The 13,358-nt window shown below is 66.7% G+C and carries 13 protein-coding genes, 1 other RNA gene and 3 pseudogenes; 11 read left to right on the top strand and 6 right to left on the bottom strand.

The window, feature by feature from the left end; genetic code table 11:
- The first annotated feature begins 389 nt into the window (after positions 1–389).
- The 3 genes from hpnR (at position 390) to FHR38_RS23195 (ending at position 3,473) form a co-directional block, all read left to right on the top strand.
- A complete protein-coding gene (gene hpnR / locus FHR38_RS23205; RefSeq protein ID WP_184536653.1) occupies positions 390–1,952 on the top strand; it encodes a hopanoid C-3 methylase HpnR in 1,563 nt (520 codons plus the stop codon).
- A 154-nt stretch (positions 1,953–2,106) separates the two neighbouring features.
- The gene (locus FHR38_RS23200; RefSeq protein WP_184536652.1) at positions 2,107–2,754 is read left to right on the top strand and encodes a hypothetical protein; all 648 of its coding nucleotides are present in this window, start codon (positions 2,107–2,109) and stop codon (positions 2,752–2,754) included.
- Positions 2,755–2,828: 74 nt separating this feature from the next.
- Positions 2,829–3,473, top strand: a complete 645-nt coding sequence (locus FHR38_RS23195) for a GNAT family N-acetyltransferase (protein ID WP_184536651.1) — start codon at positions 2,829–2,831, stop codon at positions 3,471–3,473.
- A 44-nt stretch (positions 3,474–3,517) separates the two neighbouring features.
- Here FHR38_RS23195 and FHR38_RS23190 read toward each other — a convergent pair whose 3' ends face one another.
- Positions 3,518–3,838, bottom strand: a complete 321-nt coding sequence (locus FHR38_RS23190) for a hypothetical protein (RefSeq protein ID WP_184536650.1) — start codon at positions 3,836–3,838, stop codon at positions 3,518–3,520.
- Between the two features lie 39 nt (positions 3,839–3,877).
- On the opposite strand from FHR38_RS23190, the gene FHR38_RS23185 reads away from it, so the two are divergent.
- The 3 genes from FHR38_RS23185 to FHR38_RS33305 all read left to right on the top strand — a co-directional run bounded on the left by FHR38_RS23185 (position 3,878) and on the right by FHR38_RS33305 (position 5,536).
- The gene (locus tag FHR38_RS23185; RefSeq protein ID WP_184536649.1) at positions 3,878–4,117 is read left to right on the top strand and encodes a hypervirulence associated TUDOR domain-containing protein; all 240 of its coding nucleotides are present in this window, start codon (positions 3,878–3,880) and stop codon (positions 4,115–4,117) included.
- A 3-nt stretch (positions 4,118–4,120) separates the two neighbouring features.
- Positions 4,121–4,441 carry an aminoglycoside adenylyltransferase domain-containing protein gene (locus tag FHR38_RS23180; protein WP_184540089.1) on the top strand — a complete coding sequence of 107 codons (321 nt, stop codon included), beginning with the start codon at positions 4,121–4,123 and terminating at the stop codon, positions 4,439–4,441.
- Positions 4,442–4,690: 249 nt separating this feature from the next.
- Positions 4,691–5,536 (top strand): CPBP family intramembrane glutamic endopeptidase, encoded by an 846-nt coding sequence (locus FHR38_RS33305; RefSeq protein ID WP_184536648.1) that lies wholly within the window; start codon positions 4,691–4,693, stop codon positions 5,534–5,536.
- A 279-nt stretch (positions 5,537–5,815) separates the two neighbouring features.
- Here FHR38_RS33305 and FHR38_RS33785 read toward each other — a convergent pair.
- Together FHR38_RS33785 and rnpB are read right to left on the bottom strand one after the other, a co-directional pair.
- Positions 5,816–5,890, bottom strand: a pseudogene (locus FHR38_RS33785) (tyrosine-type recombinase/integrase); the annotation flags it as partial.
- Between the two features lie 612 nt (positions 5,891–6,502).
- Positions 6,503–6,940: RNase P RNA component class A (rnpB, locus tag FHR38_RS23170), an RNA gene on the bottom strand.
- Between the two features lie 100 nt (positions 6,941–7,040).
- On the opposite strand from rnpB, the gene FHR38_RS23165 reads away from it, so the two are divergent.
- From FHR38_RS23165 to FHR38_RS33735, 4 genes and pseudogenes are all read left to right on the top strand, one after another.
- Positions 7,041–7,805 (top strand): sulfite exporter TauE/SafE family protein, encoded by a 765-nt coding sequence (locus tag FHR38_RS23165; RefSeq protein ID WP_184536647.1) that lies wholly within the window; start codon positions 7,041–7,043, stop codon positions 7,803–7,805.
- 322 nt (positions 7,806–8,127) lie between these two features.
- Positions 8,128–9,231 (top strand): annotated as a pseudogene (locus tag FHR38_RS23160) (IS110 family RNA-guided transposase); the annotation flags it as partial.
- Between the two features lie 79 nt (positions 9,232–9,310).
- Positions 9,311–10,213, top strand: coding sequence for an IS982 family transposase (locus FHR38_RS23155; RefSeq protein ID WP_184531708.1), 903 nt, complete (start codon positions 9,311–9,313; stop codon positions 10,211–10,213).
- Positions 10,214–10,241: 28 nt separating this feature from the next.
- A pseudogene (locus FHR38_RS33735) lies at positions 10,242–10,370 on the top strand (IS110 family transposase); the annotation flags it as partial.
- Positions 10,371–10,373: 3 nt separating this feature from the next.
- Here the strand turns inward: FHR38_RS33735 and mctP are convergent.
- Genes mctP through FHR38_RS23140 form a run of 3 tightly spaced genes read right to left on the bottom strand, consistent with a single transcriptional unit; the run spans position 10,374 to position 12,461 of the window.
- Positions 10,374–12,020 (bottom strand): monocarboxylate uptake permease MctP, encoded by a 1,647-nt coding sequence (mctP, locus tag FHR38_RS23150; RefSeq protein ID WP_184536646.1) that lies wholly within the window; start codon positions 12,018–12,020, stop codon positions 10,374–10,376.
- Between the two features lie 6 nt (positions 12,021–12,026).
- Positions 12,027–12,263: a DUF3311 domain-containing protein gene (locus tag FHR38_RS23145; RefSeq protein WP_184536645.1), complete on the bottom strand. Its 237-nt coding sequence runs from the start codon at positions 12,261–12,263 to the stop codon at positions 12,027–12,029.
- A gap of 3 nt (positions 12,264–12,266) precedes the next feature.
- Positions 12,267–12,461: a hypothetical protein gene (locus tag FHR38_RS23140; RefSeq protein ID WP_184536644.1), complete on the bottom strand. Its 195-nt coding sequence runs from the start codon at positions 12,459–12,461 to the stop codon at positions 12,267–12,269.
- Between the two features lie 24 nt (positions 12,462–12,485).
- Between FHR38_RS23140 and FHR38_RS23135 the strand changes: the two genes are divergently transcribed.
- A complete protein-coding gene (locus FHR38_RS23135) occupies positions 12,486–13,340 on the top strand; it encodes an alpha/beta fold hydrolase (protein ID WP_184536643.1) in 855 nt (284 codons plus the stop codon).
- The last annotated feature ends 18 nt before the right edge of the window (positions 13,341–13,358 follow it).

The following is a 13,358-nucleotide window of genomic DNA, read 5'->3' as shown; positions in this document are numbered from 1 at the left end:
GAAAGTCCTTGACAGGACATTTCTCCATGCGTCACGTTCACGTCCCCGCTGCGGGGGTAGGTCCCGCGCAGCCCATCCGCCGCGTTCTGGTCCGCGCCCAACAGCTGCACCGGCTGGGACGGCGGCTGGACGCGACCCGCCGTACGCCGGGAGTTGTTCCATACGGCGCGGGTAGCGCTGACGTGCCGAGCCGGCGTGACAATCCGCCGCACCATCATTGACAAAGGAACCCGAATGGCATACCTGTGATATGGGAGGATTTCTCGCCGGTGTTCCGCTGATCCCTACGCACGCAAAAGGAAACGCGCTTCCCATTTGCCACCCCTGTCTCCCTTCATGTGCGAGGATCAGATTGCGTGCCTTGGCCATGAGCAGGCGGGGTGGATAACATGAAAGTCCTGCTGATACATCCCAGCGTCCTAATGTATTCCGAGCTGTTCCTTCGATTGGAGCCATTGGGCATCGAGTGCGTCGCCGCCGCGCTACAGGAAGCAGGTCATCAGGTACGCATCGTCGACCTCCAGACCCATAGCAAAGCCGAGATGGCGAAGGAGTTCCTGGAGTTCGAACCGGATGCGGTGGGTTTCGGGCTCAACTATCTGGCCAACGTTCCCGAGGTCATAGACCTCGCCCGTTGGTTGAAGAACCGACAACGGCCACCCTACGTCTTCGTTGGTGGACACTCGGTCTCGTTCATCGCCGACCATGTCCTACAGCAGGCGGAAGGTGCCATCGACGCCATCGTACGGGGCGAGGGAGAGACCGGCACCGTTGCGCTGCTCGCCGCTGCCCGCGACGGAGCTGCCCACGAGGCACCCGGCGCCGTCACCCTGCAGGGCACCGGGCCACAACCGCGACTTCTGGAATCGATCGACACCCCACGCCCGGCCCGAGAGCTGATTCGACGTCGCAACCGCTACTTCATCGGGGTCCTGGACCCGGCGGCCTCCGTCGAATTCACCCGGGGTTGCCCCTGGGACTGCTCGTTCTGCTCGGCATGGACCTTCTACGGGCGCAGCTATCGCAAGCTCTCCCCGGGAGTGGCCGCCGACGAGATAGCCCGGGTCAAGGAGCCAGGCATCTTCATCGTCGACGACGTGGCCTTCATCCGTCCCGAACACGGTGACGCGATAGCCGCCGAATTGGAGCGCCGCCGAATTCGTAAGCAGTACTACCTTGAGACCCGAGCCGACGTACTGCTACGCAACACAGAAGTGTTCGCCCGGTGGAGACGCCTCGGACTGAACTACATATTCCTCGGCATGGAGGCGCTGGACGCCGAAGGGCTGGACCTCTACCGTAAGCGCATCAGCCCGGACGAGAACATGATGGCGCTGGAGCAGGCCAGGAAGCTCGGCCTCGCGGTCGCCATCAACCTCATCGTGGACCCGCAGTGGGACAGGGAACAGTTCCGCGTGGTCCGTGAATGGGCAATGAGCGTGCCGGAAATCGTCCATCTCTCGGTGATGACCCCATATCCCGGAACCGAGATCTGGCACACCGAATCTCGTAAGTTGACCACCTCCGACTATCGTCTCTTCGATATCCAGCACGCGGTGCTGCCCACCCGACTGCCGCTGCCGGAGTTCTACCAGGAGTTGGTCCGCACCCAGGCGGTGATCAACCGTAAGCACCTCGGCGTCGTCGCGCTCGCCCGTACCGCCGGTATCGTCGCGCGTCATCTCGCCCACGGGCAGACCAACTTCGCCAGGATGCTCTGGAGATTCACCCGCGTCTACAACGCCGAACGGCTGTGCGCAGAGCATCAGCGGCCCGCCCGATACCAGCTCCCGGAACCCGAACTGCACACCGTCGACCCGCGCGACCGCAAGAAGCTCTACATCCACATCGGCCGTACTGCTCCTTCCCGGTCCGCGCTCACCGACGACCCGGGCTCCTCGTCCGAGACGACACCCCCATCGGTCGGTCCGAGCCCGGCGACCGGACCTTGAACGAGCGTGGCACCGATTGCCCCGTCATCGACGATCAACGCGAACGAGACCGGCCACATGCTGGAGGAGCAGACCCTGTGCGGCGCGGGAGATCGTACGGTCGGAGGGGTAGGCCCAGGCGATCCGTTGCCCGGCGGCACGTAGGTTGGCGGTCATGGCCACGGCATCGGGTGCAGACGACGACCACCAGCGACGGGAAGAGTTGCCGTCCGCGCTCGTTGCGGAGGCGGCGCGGAACCCGGGCGGCTCGGTCGCCGAGGTGGACCGCACACTCATCGGTGACCCGGACGGCTACATCCCGGCGGAGGCCATCCGGGGCACCTGGAAGGTCGACGACGCCGGTCAGCTCACCGGCGAGTTCGAGCCCAACCCAACGTACGGGCCGCCCCGGGACGACTTCACCAAGCTCGTCGAGAGCGACCACTTCCTGCACTGGCTGGGCGACGATCCGGCCAAGACGGTGCGAGAGTCGGTCGCCGACATCCTCGACCAGCAGGTGCCGGGCGCGACAGTGCGCTGGATGAAGATCACCGACGATCCGCGTTTCCTCACCGCCGGCCGCCGCGATCCCGACGCCCCGGACAAGCTGATCGTCACCCGGGCCGCTCTGGCCGCGTCGTTCGCGATCGGGGTCGACTCACCACCCGACGACTACGACATCCTGTGGGGCGTCCACAGCATCGCGGTCGTCGGTCTCGATCGCGGTAACCAGGCCCGTAGCCGGGTCTGGTTCGACCTCTGGACCGAGTTGGACGCGGCTGAGCAACAACTCCGTACCCGCATCACCGAACCGACTCCCTGACCGGGACCGAGAAGCGCCGAGATCGGTGAACATATCGTTTGACCAGGCAGATCTTGGCCTGAAGGATACCGAGCATGCTCGCCGACCTGTGGCCGTTGTACCGCCTCACCATCGTCACACCGCACCTGCAACTGCGCCTCCCGCGCGAAGACGAGCTCGCTGAGCTTGCCGACCTCGCCGGCAAGGGTGTGCATCATCCCGGCGAGCGGCCGTTTCTGACCCCATGGACCGACGGCACCCACACGGACCGGGCGCGGTTCGTCCTACGGAGCCACTGGAGCCAGCTGGCCTCCTGGGACGTGGCAGCGTGGCGGCTCGGGCTGGGCGTCTTCCGGGCAGGCCAGCCGATCGGCGTGGTTACGCTTCGGGCGCGAGACTTCCCGGTGGTACGACAGGTGACGACCTCGGCCTGGCTGGGCCTGGATCATCAGGGCAGAGGCTATGGAACGGAAGCGAGGATCGGGCTGCTCACCCTTGCCTTCGAACATCTCGGTGCGACCGCCGCGCTGACCGAGGTGTTCCAGGACAACCACTCCTCGCAAGGGGTGTCCCGCAAACTCGGCTACGAGCACGACGGGATCTCCGTCGACGCCCGGGACGGTGCGGCCGTCGTCTCCGACCGCCTGCGTCTGACGCGGGAGAGGTGGCAACAGCACCAGCGACCAACCGTGACGGTCGACGGGCTGGACGATGGCTGCCGAGCCTCGTTCGGCCTCTGATCCCGAATCCGGATCTGCCAGCGAGCATGCCCGCCTACGGTGGCTCACCCTCCGATTCCGGGGGCGAACGCGAGCAGCAGCGATCCGAAGACCAGCAGCACGATTGCGGGCAACGTGACGGCAGTAGGCCACCGTCGGCCGACCAGAGCGCCGACTGGAACCGCCACTACCGCCGACAGCAGGTAGGTGACGAAGGTCCAGCCCATCGTCAAGGTCGACAGATCCAAGGTCTGCTGGATTGCACCCCATACCGGCCCGACGGTGACGGCCAGCAGAAAGGCACCCAACGACGCGGCGAGGGCCGGCCCGAGCAGCAGCCAGACCGGACGGATGCCCAGCCGGAGATCGTGGGCCAACCCATCCACCGGTCGTTTCGAGGTGCGGGCCGCGGGTACCCCAGCAACATGGCTGAGGGCGACAAATTCCGCAAGGGTGACCACGTCTCATGGGCCAGCCACTCTGGTCGGGCGTACGGGACCGTCAAGGAGGAAATAACCGAACGCGTGAAGGTCCGGGGGCACCCAGTCAACGCGTCACTGGAGCACCCGCAGTACCGGATCCGCAACGACGACTCCGGTAGAGATGTCGCACACCGACCGGAGGCGCTGCGCCGTGAACCGAGTGAAGACGGCCAGGACACCTGAGGAATAGCGAGGCCGAACCAGGCGGCCGCGCCGACGGGGTGGCTGCAGGGTGGACATCGCACTCAACTCTGCGTTCTCGGGGTCGCCCGCCTGCACCACCTGATCGTCACCGGAGAGATGACCACCAAGTCGGGTGCCGGCCGCTGGGGTCTCTCCTACTACGACGAGCGCTGGCATCAGGTCCTTCGCGAGGCGCTGCGCCTGCGCGAAGGCGGACAGCCCGAGTACGACAACCAGGCATCCCGACTCCATGACATGACTGATTTCACCGCGTACGTCGTGGAGGTCGGCACGGACCGCCCCGTCGTGCCTTCAGCAAATTGACGACGAGAAGTACGGGCAGCATCATCACCCCGGTCGAGCGGGGCGTTCCCGACCTCAGCGTTGTCGCAATTGCTCACTCGGACGCGCTGCCGTCAGGGACGTCCAGACGGTATCCAGGCCAACTCGGCGTAATGCTACGTAGCACACGAAGCGCACCATGTGCGGATTCTCCTGGCCTGGGTGTCACGCACAAGCTCGCGCCGATTGAAGGATTGTCACCGTCTCACCGGGTGACCAGGATTGTCACTCGTGAACGGGGCTCCGGAACTGACCACGCATATTCTAATTGCGGCGCTGCTGACCATCATCCTGGCCGGAACAGGTCTGGGAATGAAGCACCGTCACCGCTTCAGCCGACAGCTCACCGACGACCCGGGACAGCGGCCCCGGTTCTATCGCGACTCGATCGTTGGGGCATGGGTCTTGGCGGCCTTCGTCCCGCTCATCGCGTTCGAGAGCGCCGATCTGTCCATTGCTGACCTCGGTTGGGCCTGGCCCAGTGGCGACGGCCTCGACTACCTGCTGGCGGCGTACATGCTGGTGATGACCTTGGTCGGTGGTCTGCGCGCACGGCACCGGATGCGCCGGGGAGAGATGATCCCCGCCCGGGCCCGAATCGCCGTGATAGTCCCGCGGACCCCGCACGAGCGCCGGCTGGCGGTGGCGCTGGCGGTTACCGCCGGCATCACGGAGGAGGCGGTCTACCGCGGTCTTCTTATCGCAGCCGGCACGCAAATATACGACCTGCCCCTACCGTTGGTCGCGATGGCCAGCCTGGCACTGTTCGTGGCGGCCCACGCGTACCAGGGTCGCAAAGGGATGGTCGGCATCGCCGCCCTCGGCGCCCTGTTCACCATCATCTATCTGGTCTCGGGCAGCCTACTGCTAGCCATCATGGTGCACGTCTGGCAGGATCTGGTGGCACTGTTGCTGATACCAGCGCACGTAGGCGTACCAGAGACTACCAACGGTGCCGATACCCAGCCGGCCGCCAAAACCACCGGGCAGGCCCAGGACGAGCCCGCAGCGACGACTGACGGGGAACCACCGCAGCCGGCTCCCCGACTCGTCGTGCGCTCGGCGGTCCCAGACTGACGATCAACCTGCGCCTCTAGGTCGCTGATTTGTCGCGCCTCAACTGGCGGACGAGTGTCGCGGATCTGTTGTCGGACAACACCTGTGATCCGACAACAGATGCGCGGCAGATCCAGCAAGGTAAGGACGACAGGCTGGCCGCCGTCGCAAGGTCCTCTCATGCCGAATCCCGTGCACCTGATGTTGGTGGCGAGGGCTACATAGCAACGTTGACGCACAAGTCGTTGTCGTGGGCCGATTGGAGCCGTTGACTTGGGCGCGGCGCGGTGGGGTCTGGCAGACCCGGAGGGTGAAACCGGGGTCGGCATGGCCGAGGTACGAGGCGAGTGCCTTGATGCTCTCCCCCGCGTCAAGGCACCGCGCCAAAGATCCACCGCGCGGCGCGACAGGAGCTGCCGTCCCAGGACGCCGATCCGGCAAACTGGCGCTCGTGAACCAGGACGACGCGCTGTCCGAGCCGACCGGATACGAGCCGACCGGATACGAGCGGGACATGCCAGCGGTTCAGGCATATGTGGAGAAGTTCGAGCGAGCCCGGGCGAAGGTGCAGTCGGCCCATGCAAGGCACCCCGTCAACGAAGTACGGGCGGCACTGGCTCAGGCGTTCGACGCGGAAGGGCTGAAGGTCTGGAAGGAAGCCGACGTGGCTGACCGCCGTCGTGGTTGGGGCTTCCGGCTGCCGCGCCGGGACTGGCTTACCACCGGGTCACCGGGTTGCGGCAGCACCTCCACCGCCGAGCCCGTATCCGCCCCCCTACCCGCCAGCCGCGAACACCAGGCCGCCGAGACGGACAGACGACCGCGCCACCGGCAAGGGTCAACTGATCAGGGAGTCAGATTTCCTGGGCCGTCTCTGGGCCGTCACCGGGCCGTCAGAAGCCGCCCAACGCTGACCAAGGTCAACCAAAGGCACCTACATAAACAAGCAGCTCAGAGCCTTGATCGTGGCTCTGAGCTGTTGGGCGACGGACGAGTCGACCTGTACGCCGGATTTTGTCCCGACGGCACCGTTGCCGGTGCTGCCGGTGGCGGCCATCCATCTCGGCCTACCGTTGCCGGCAGGCTCCAGCGGTCTACCCGCAGGCATCGGGCGGGCCGCCCTCAATCGCCTGCGCGAACCGTCACCTCGCGGTGATGGCCCTGTCTTGACCTTGCTCCGGGTGGGGTTTACCTAGCCATCCCGGTCACCCGGGATGCTGGTGGGCTCTTACCCCACCGTTTCACCCTTACCGCGCCAGATCCGCGTCTTTCGACACGAAACACCCAGCGTGGCGGTTTGTTTTCTGTGGCACTGTCCCGCGGGTCGCCCCGGGTTGCCGTTAGCAACCACCCTGCCCTATGGAGTCCGGACGTTCCTCGGCGGCGGGCCCGCTGGCCCACCGACGCGACCGCCCGGTCGACTCGTCCGTCGCGCCGATGATTCTACGCACTGTCAACAACGCCCGACCATGGGCATGATCTTCCCTACTGCGAGCACCCCATCCAGGCACTAGCCTCGAAAAACGTGCAACTCACCGAGGCAGCGTTGCTGCTCGCCGCCGGGCTCGCCGCGGGCACCATCAACGCGGTTGCCGGTGGCGGGTCGCTCATCACGTTCCCCGCGCTGATCGCGATCGGGCTGCCGCCCGTACCGGCGAATGTGAGTAATTCTGTCGCGGTCTGTCCGGGTTACCTGTCAAGCGTCGCCGGCAGTTACGTCGACCTGCCGGACCACCGCAGCGTGGCCAGACTGCTGCCCACCACGATCCTCGGCGCCGGCGCCGGTTGCGCGCTGCTGCTGGTCACCCCGGCCCGGGCGTTCGAGCTGGTCGTACCGTTTCTGGTGCTGGGCGCGACGGCCGTACTGGCGTTTCAGAGCCGGCTGCGCCGTCTGGTCGGCCACCCCCGCGACCTGGGCCCGCGCCGGCGGACCGTGGCCCTGCAGGCCATGGTCGCGCTCGGCGCGGTGTACGGCGGCTACTTCGGCGCGGCGCTCGGCGTGATGCTGGTCGCCGGGCTCTCGTTGGTACTGGACGAGACGCTGGTCCGGGTCAGCGCGCTCAAGAACCTGCTGTCGGCGGTGGTCGGGCTGACCACGGTGACCGTCTTCGCCCTCTTCGGCCCGGTCAACTGGGCGACCGTCGCGGTGGTCGCGCCAGCCACCATCACCGGCGGCTATCTCGGTGCCCGGCTGGTCCGTCGCCTGCCGCCCGCCGTGCTCAGGACCGTGATCGTGATCTTCGGTACGGCGATCGGCCTGCTCCTGCTCTACCGCGCCTTCGGCGACTGATCGACATCCGGCTTCCGCTGACGTGTTAGGAAGGGGCCCTTCCTAGGCAGAAGGCGATAAGACGGGGCCGTTCCTAATGAGTTCTGGGAGTGAGCCATCCGGCAAACTCCTGGTGGGTAGGTAGCCGCCAGTTGGTGAGCACTCGTCGTTCCTGGACATCGAGTCCTGATGAAAGATCGTGCCCTGGCTGGTCGGTGTGGAGAGTTGATCGCTGATGGGATGTCGTGCCCGTCCGGTTGCGGCGTGAGCACTGCTTCATTAGGTCGCTGATGGTTCTCCTCCTGGCTACCGGAGGTGATCGATTCGACAGGTGGGAGACGTGTTGCTGTTCGTGGGAGATGACTGGGCGGAGGACCACCACGACGTCGAGCTGATGGATGCTTCCGGCCGCCGGTTGGCCAAGGCTCGGCTGCCCGAGGGCGTCACGGGGATCACCCGGCTGCACGCGATGATCGGCCAATGGTTCGGCGACGACCCCGCCGACACCGCCGACATTGCCGCGCGGGTGAAGATCGGTATCGAGACCGACCGGGGGCCGTGGGTCCAGGCGCTGGTCGCCGCCGGATACACGGTGTACGCGGTCAATCCGTTGCAGGCGGCCCGCTATCGGGAACGGCTCGGCGTGTCCGGTGCCAAGAGCGACACGGCCGACGCGCACATGCTGGCCGACATGGTGCGCACCGACTCGCACCAACTGCGCCCGGTCGCCGGGGACAGCGCCGAGGCCGAGGCGGTCAAGGTCGTTACCCGGACACACAAGACGCTGATCTGGGAACGCACCCGGGCCGGGCAGCGGCTGCGGCACGCGTTGCGGGAGTACTTCCCCGCCGCCCTCGCAGCGTTCGAGGACCTCGACGCCGCCGACACCCTGGAACTGCTTGCGAAGGCACCCGACCCGGCGAGCGCCGCGAGGCTGAGTATCAGCCAGATCAGCGCGGCCCTCAAACGCGCCCGCCGCCGTGACATCCCGACGAAGGCTGCCGCGATCCAGGCCGTCCTGCGCGCCGAGCACCTCGGCCAGCCGGCCCTGGTCACCGCCGCGTACGCCGTGTCGGTGCGTGCCCTGGTCGCGCTGCTGGCCACCCTCAACGAGCAGGTCAAGACCCTGCAAGGGCAGGTCGAGGCCCATTTTGGCCAGCACCCGGATGCTGAGATCATCCTGTCCCAGCCCGGACTCGGTGTCGTCCTCGGCGCCCGGGTGCTCGCTGAGTTCGGTGACGACCACGACCGGTACGCCTCGGCCAAGGCCCGCAAGAACTACGCCGCGACCAGCCCGATCACCCGTGCGTCCGGCAAGAAGAAGACCGTCGCTGCCCGGTTTGTCCACAACGACCGGCTCATCGACGCGCTGATGACCCAGGCGTTCACCGCACTGACGACCTCGCCGGGTGCCCGCGCCTACTACGACCGGCAACGCGCCCGCGGCACTAGATGATTGAGTCCTAAATCTTTGCTGGTGGGAGGTGCCGGCGTACTGGTACAGGGAAGGGTGTCGTTGTCTGCTCGTGACAGCTGACATCAACACCCTTCTGACCGCACTGTACGTGTTCGTAGACGATCACCTGGTACCGCGTCGCCGCCGTCCCGGCCGGCCCCAGCGGTTGTCCGACGCCGAACTGGTCTGCCTGATGATCACCCAGGTCCTGTTCGACTTCCCTCGTGAACGGCACTGGATCCGCTGGGCCGGCACCCACCTGCGCGACATGTTCCCGTACCTGCCGACCGCGTCCGGCTACGGCAAACGGGTCCGCGGCAGCGGTCAGCTCATCGCCACCGTGCTCCGGGCCCTGGCCCATGTCACCCCGACCAGTGCCCCGATCCTCAGGTTGATCGACTCCACCCCGGTACCGTGCGGCACCTCGCGGGAGACCACGAAACGTTCGGACCTGGCCGGGGACGCCGGCTACGGCTACAGCGCCTCACACTCCCGCTACTTCTGGGGCATGCGCCTGTATCTACTGGCCACAGCCGAGGGCATGCCCGTGCTGTGGTGCCTGGCCAACCCGAAACTCGACGAACGGGAGGTGATGGCCGCCCTCATCGAGGCCGACCACCACCTAATCGCCGACGGGCAGGTCATCCTGGCCGACCGTGGCTTCGCCAGCCCGGAGTTCGACCAGTTCTGCGACCTGCGGAGCATCCACCTGGTCCGCCCGAAACGCGCCAACGCCAAGGCCGACGCCCCACGCACCCCGGCCGAGAAAGCCCTGCTCCGCGCCCGCCAATGGATCGAGTCGATCTTCCAGAGCCTGAAAGGCCAACTCTCCCTGGAACGACACGGAGCCCGCCGACACGACGGCCTGTTCGCCCGCGTCGGTCAACGCCTACTCGCCCTGGCTGCCGTGATCTGGCACAACACCAACATCGGCGCACCCAACCCAAGATCACTCATCGCATACGACCATTGACCAGCAGGGATTTAGGACTCAATCATCTAGCTACAACGCCGCGCTGCGGCAACTCGCCAACCGGCTCGTCGGCATCCTGCACGGATGCCTCAAAACCGGCAGCCTCTACGACGAGGCGACCGCCTGGTCGCATCACCTCACCAAGGCCGCTGCTTGACATTCAAGCTCCTGGGATGTCTTTCACGTCGGTGTCGGCGTCGGCGTCAGCGTCGGTGTCAGCGTCGGCGAAGTAGTCGTCGTGGGTCGTGCCGTCCGGGCCTTCGGCGACGCGGGCGGCGCGCAGGATCAGGGTGCTGAGTACGGCGACGAGCAGGTTGACGCCGACGGCTACCAGGCCGACGTAGACGGTCTTCGGGGTGTCGAACCCGAAGCGTTCCAGTGGGAACGCAGATCCGCCGAAGTGGGCTCGTTTGGTCGCCGCGTTGGGGATCTCGTAGAGCATCCACATGCCCAGGCCCATGCCGGCGGCCCAGCCGGCGATCAGCGCGCCTCGGTGGAACCACCGGGTGTAGAGGCCCAGCGCCACCGCCGGCAGGGTCTGGAGGATGATCACGCCGCCGATGAGTTGCAGGTCGATGGAGAACTGTGGGTCCAGGAAGACGATGCAGGCGACCGCGCCGACCTTCACCACCAACGAGGTGATCTTCGAGACGTTCGCCTCCTGTGCCGGGGAGGCATCCCTACGCAGGTACTCCTTGTAGATGTTGCGGGTGAAGAGGTTGGCCGCGGCGATCGACATGATGGCCGCCGGCACCAGGGCCCCGATGCCGATTGCGGCGAACGCGATCCCGGCGAACCAGCTCGGGAAGCGCTGCTCGAACAGCAGCGGTACGACCGTGTTGTTGTCCACCGTGCCGGGGGTCGCACCGGGCAGCGGCTTCACCCCGGCGGCGATCGCCATGTAGCCGAGCAGCGCGATCAGCCCGAGCAGCAGGCTGTACGCGGGCAGCGCGGACATGTTCCGTTTGATGACGTCCCGGCTGCGGCTGGCCAGCACCCCGGTCAGGCTGTGCGGGTAGAGGAAGAGCGCCAGCGCCGAGCCAAGCGCCAGGGTCATGTACTGCAACTGGTTGTTGCCGTTGAGCAGGATGCCGTCGTTCGGGTTGGGTGTGGCGGCGAACTTGGCCTCCGCCGCGTCGAAGATGCTCCCCCAGCCGCCCAGCTTGTACGGCAGGTAGAGGACCGCCACTAGGATCACGATGTAGATCAGGGTGTCCTTGACGAAGGCGATCAGCGCCGGTGCCCGAAGCCCGGACTGGTAGGTGTAGGCGGCCAGGATGGCGAACGCCACGATGATCGGCAGGTGCCGGGCGAGCGCGCTTTCCCCGGTCATGCCCATGGTCTTGAGCACCGCCTCGATGCCGACCAGTTGCAGCGCGATGTACGGCATGGTGGCCACGATGCCGGTGATCGCGACCAGCAGCGCCAGGGTCGGCGAGCCGAACCGGGTACGGACGAAGTCGGCCGGGGTGACGAACCCGTGCCGGTGCGACACCGACCAGAGCCGGACCAGCACCAGGAACACCAACGGATAGACGATGATCGTGTACGGCACGGCGAAGAACCCGGCCGCCCCTGCCCCGAAGAGCAGCGCCGGTACGGCCACGAAGGTGTACGCCGTGTAGAGGTCGCCGCCGACCAGGAACCAGGTGACCCAGCCGCCGAAGCTGCGGCCGCCCAGCCCCCATTCGTCGAGGTGGGCCATGTCCTGCGGTGCCCGCCACCGGGCCGCTACGAACCCCATCCCGCTGACCAGCAGAAAGAGCAACGAAAAGATGATGATCTCAGTGAGATGGTCCCGCCACATCCGGGATCACCGCCGCTTCTTCGTCAACTGGTAGACGACCGTGGTCGTGCTGACCCCGAGCAGGATGAAGGCCAGTTGCAGCCAGTAGAACGCCGGAAAGCCGAACAGGCGGGGGGCGTCCAGGTTGAACAGCAGCGGGATCAGCGGCACCACGATCGGCAGGAAGAGCAGCCAGTTCCATGGGCTCTTGTCCTTGGCCCGATAGACCACGGGTGGCGGGGCTTCCGGTTCCGGGGCAGCCATCTGTCACACCTCCGGGGACGTAGCGGGCAGGCGACGGCGGAACGCTATCGATTTGGTGACCCAGGTCACGCTGACTGCGAGTGATGGTGCGCCGAACGGCGAACGATCTGCGCCGAGCGGCAGGCATTGATCGTGATACACCGCCTCGGGACCGGCATCGATCGCATTGCCGGTCCCGAGATGCCCATTGATCGTCACGCTGCCGGCTGCGATCCTGGTCCGATGCCAAGCTTCTCGTCGTACGACGGCACCGAACTCACGTACCGGGTGCTCGGCTCCGGGCCGGCGCTGGTCTGCGTACCGGGCGGACCGGGGCGAGCCGGCGCCTACCTGGAGGACCTGGGTGGGCTGAGCGCGTACCGAACCCTGATCGTGTTGGACAACCGGGGCACCGGCGGCTCGGCGGTGCCGGACGATCCGGCGACCTACCGCTGCGACCGGATCGTCGACGACGTGGAGGCGCTCCGTGTCCACCTGGGCCTGGACCGTATGGAACTGCTGGGGCACTCGGCCGGGGGCAACGTCGCGGAACTCTACGCCGCCCGGTTTCCCGAACGACTGGCCAAGCTCGTGCTGGTCACCCCGGGACTGAGGTCCGTCGGCGTCGACGCGGTCGGTTTCCTGGAGGCAGCCAACGCCCGCTCCGGCGAGTGGTGGTTCGAGGCGGCGAGCACGGCGTTCAACGACTGGCGGAACGCGGCGGCCCGGGGTGCCGGAGCGGAGGAGATCGCCCCACTACGGGCGGCCACCGCACCGTTCTCGTACGGCCGGTGGGACGAGCGGGCCCGCACGCACAGCGAAAACGAGCCGAGCCAGCGTTCGGATGCTGCCGCCGACGGCTTCTACGCCGACTTCGAGCCGGACGTGGCCGCCGTCCGGGCCGGGCTGGCCAAACTCGACGCACCGGTCCTGATCGTCGCCGGGGAACTCGACACGTCACCGACGCCGGCCGCCGCACAACTGCTCGCCGATCTGTTCCCGGCGGCCGAGGTAACGGTGCTGCCGGGCGGCGGCCATTTCCCCTGGCTGGACGACCCTGCCGCCTTCACCCACGCCGTACACGGCTTCCTCGCCTGAGCGGCGCACTGGCGAGGA

This window comes from Micromonospora polyrhachis (genome assembly GCF_014203835.1).
GTDB classification, from domain to species: domain Bacteria; phylum Actinomycetota; class Actinomycetes; order Mycobacteriales; family Micromonosporaceae; genus Micromonospora_H; species Micromonospora_H polyrhachis.
This window is presented reverse-complemented; position numbering and strand designations above follow the sequence as displayed.

Bases quoted from the DNA above. Each gene is read 5' to 3' on its own strand.
- FHR38_RS23200 (WP_184536652.1), top strand. From the start codon at position 2,107: ATGGCCACGGCATCGGGTGCAGACGACGACCACCAGCGACGGGAAGAG.
- FHR38_RS23145 (WP_184536645.1), bottom strand. From the start codon at position 12,263: ATGGCTGCCCCGGAACCGGAAGCCCCGCCACCCGTGGTCTATCGGGCC.
- FHR38_RS23135 (WP_184536643.1), top strand. From the start codon at position 12,486: ATGCCAAGCTTCTCGTCGTACGACGGCACCGAACTCACGTACCGGGTG.
- hpnR (WP_184536653.1), top strand. From the start codon at position 390: ATGAAAGTCCTGCTGATACATCCCAGCGTCCTAATGTATTCCGAGCTG.
- FHR38_RS23185 (WP_184536649.1), top strand. From the start codon at position 3,878: ATGGCTGAGGGCGACAAATTCCGCAAGGGTGACCACGTCTCATGGGCC.
- mctP (WP_184536646.1), bottom strand. From the start codon at position 12,020: ATGTGGCGGGACCATCTCACTGAGATCATCATCTTTTCGTTGCTCTTT.
- FHR38_RS23195 (WP_184536651.1), top strand. From the start codon at position 2,829: ATGCTCGCCGACCTGTGGCCGTTGTACCGCCTCACCATCGTCACACCG.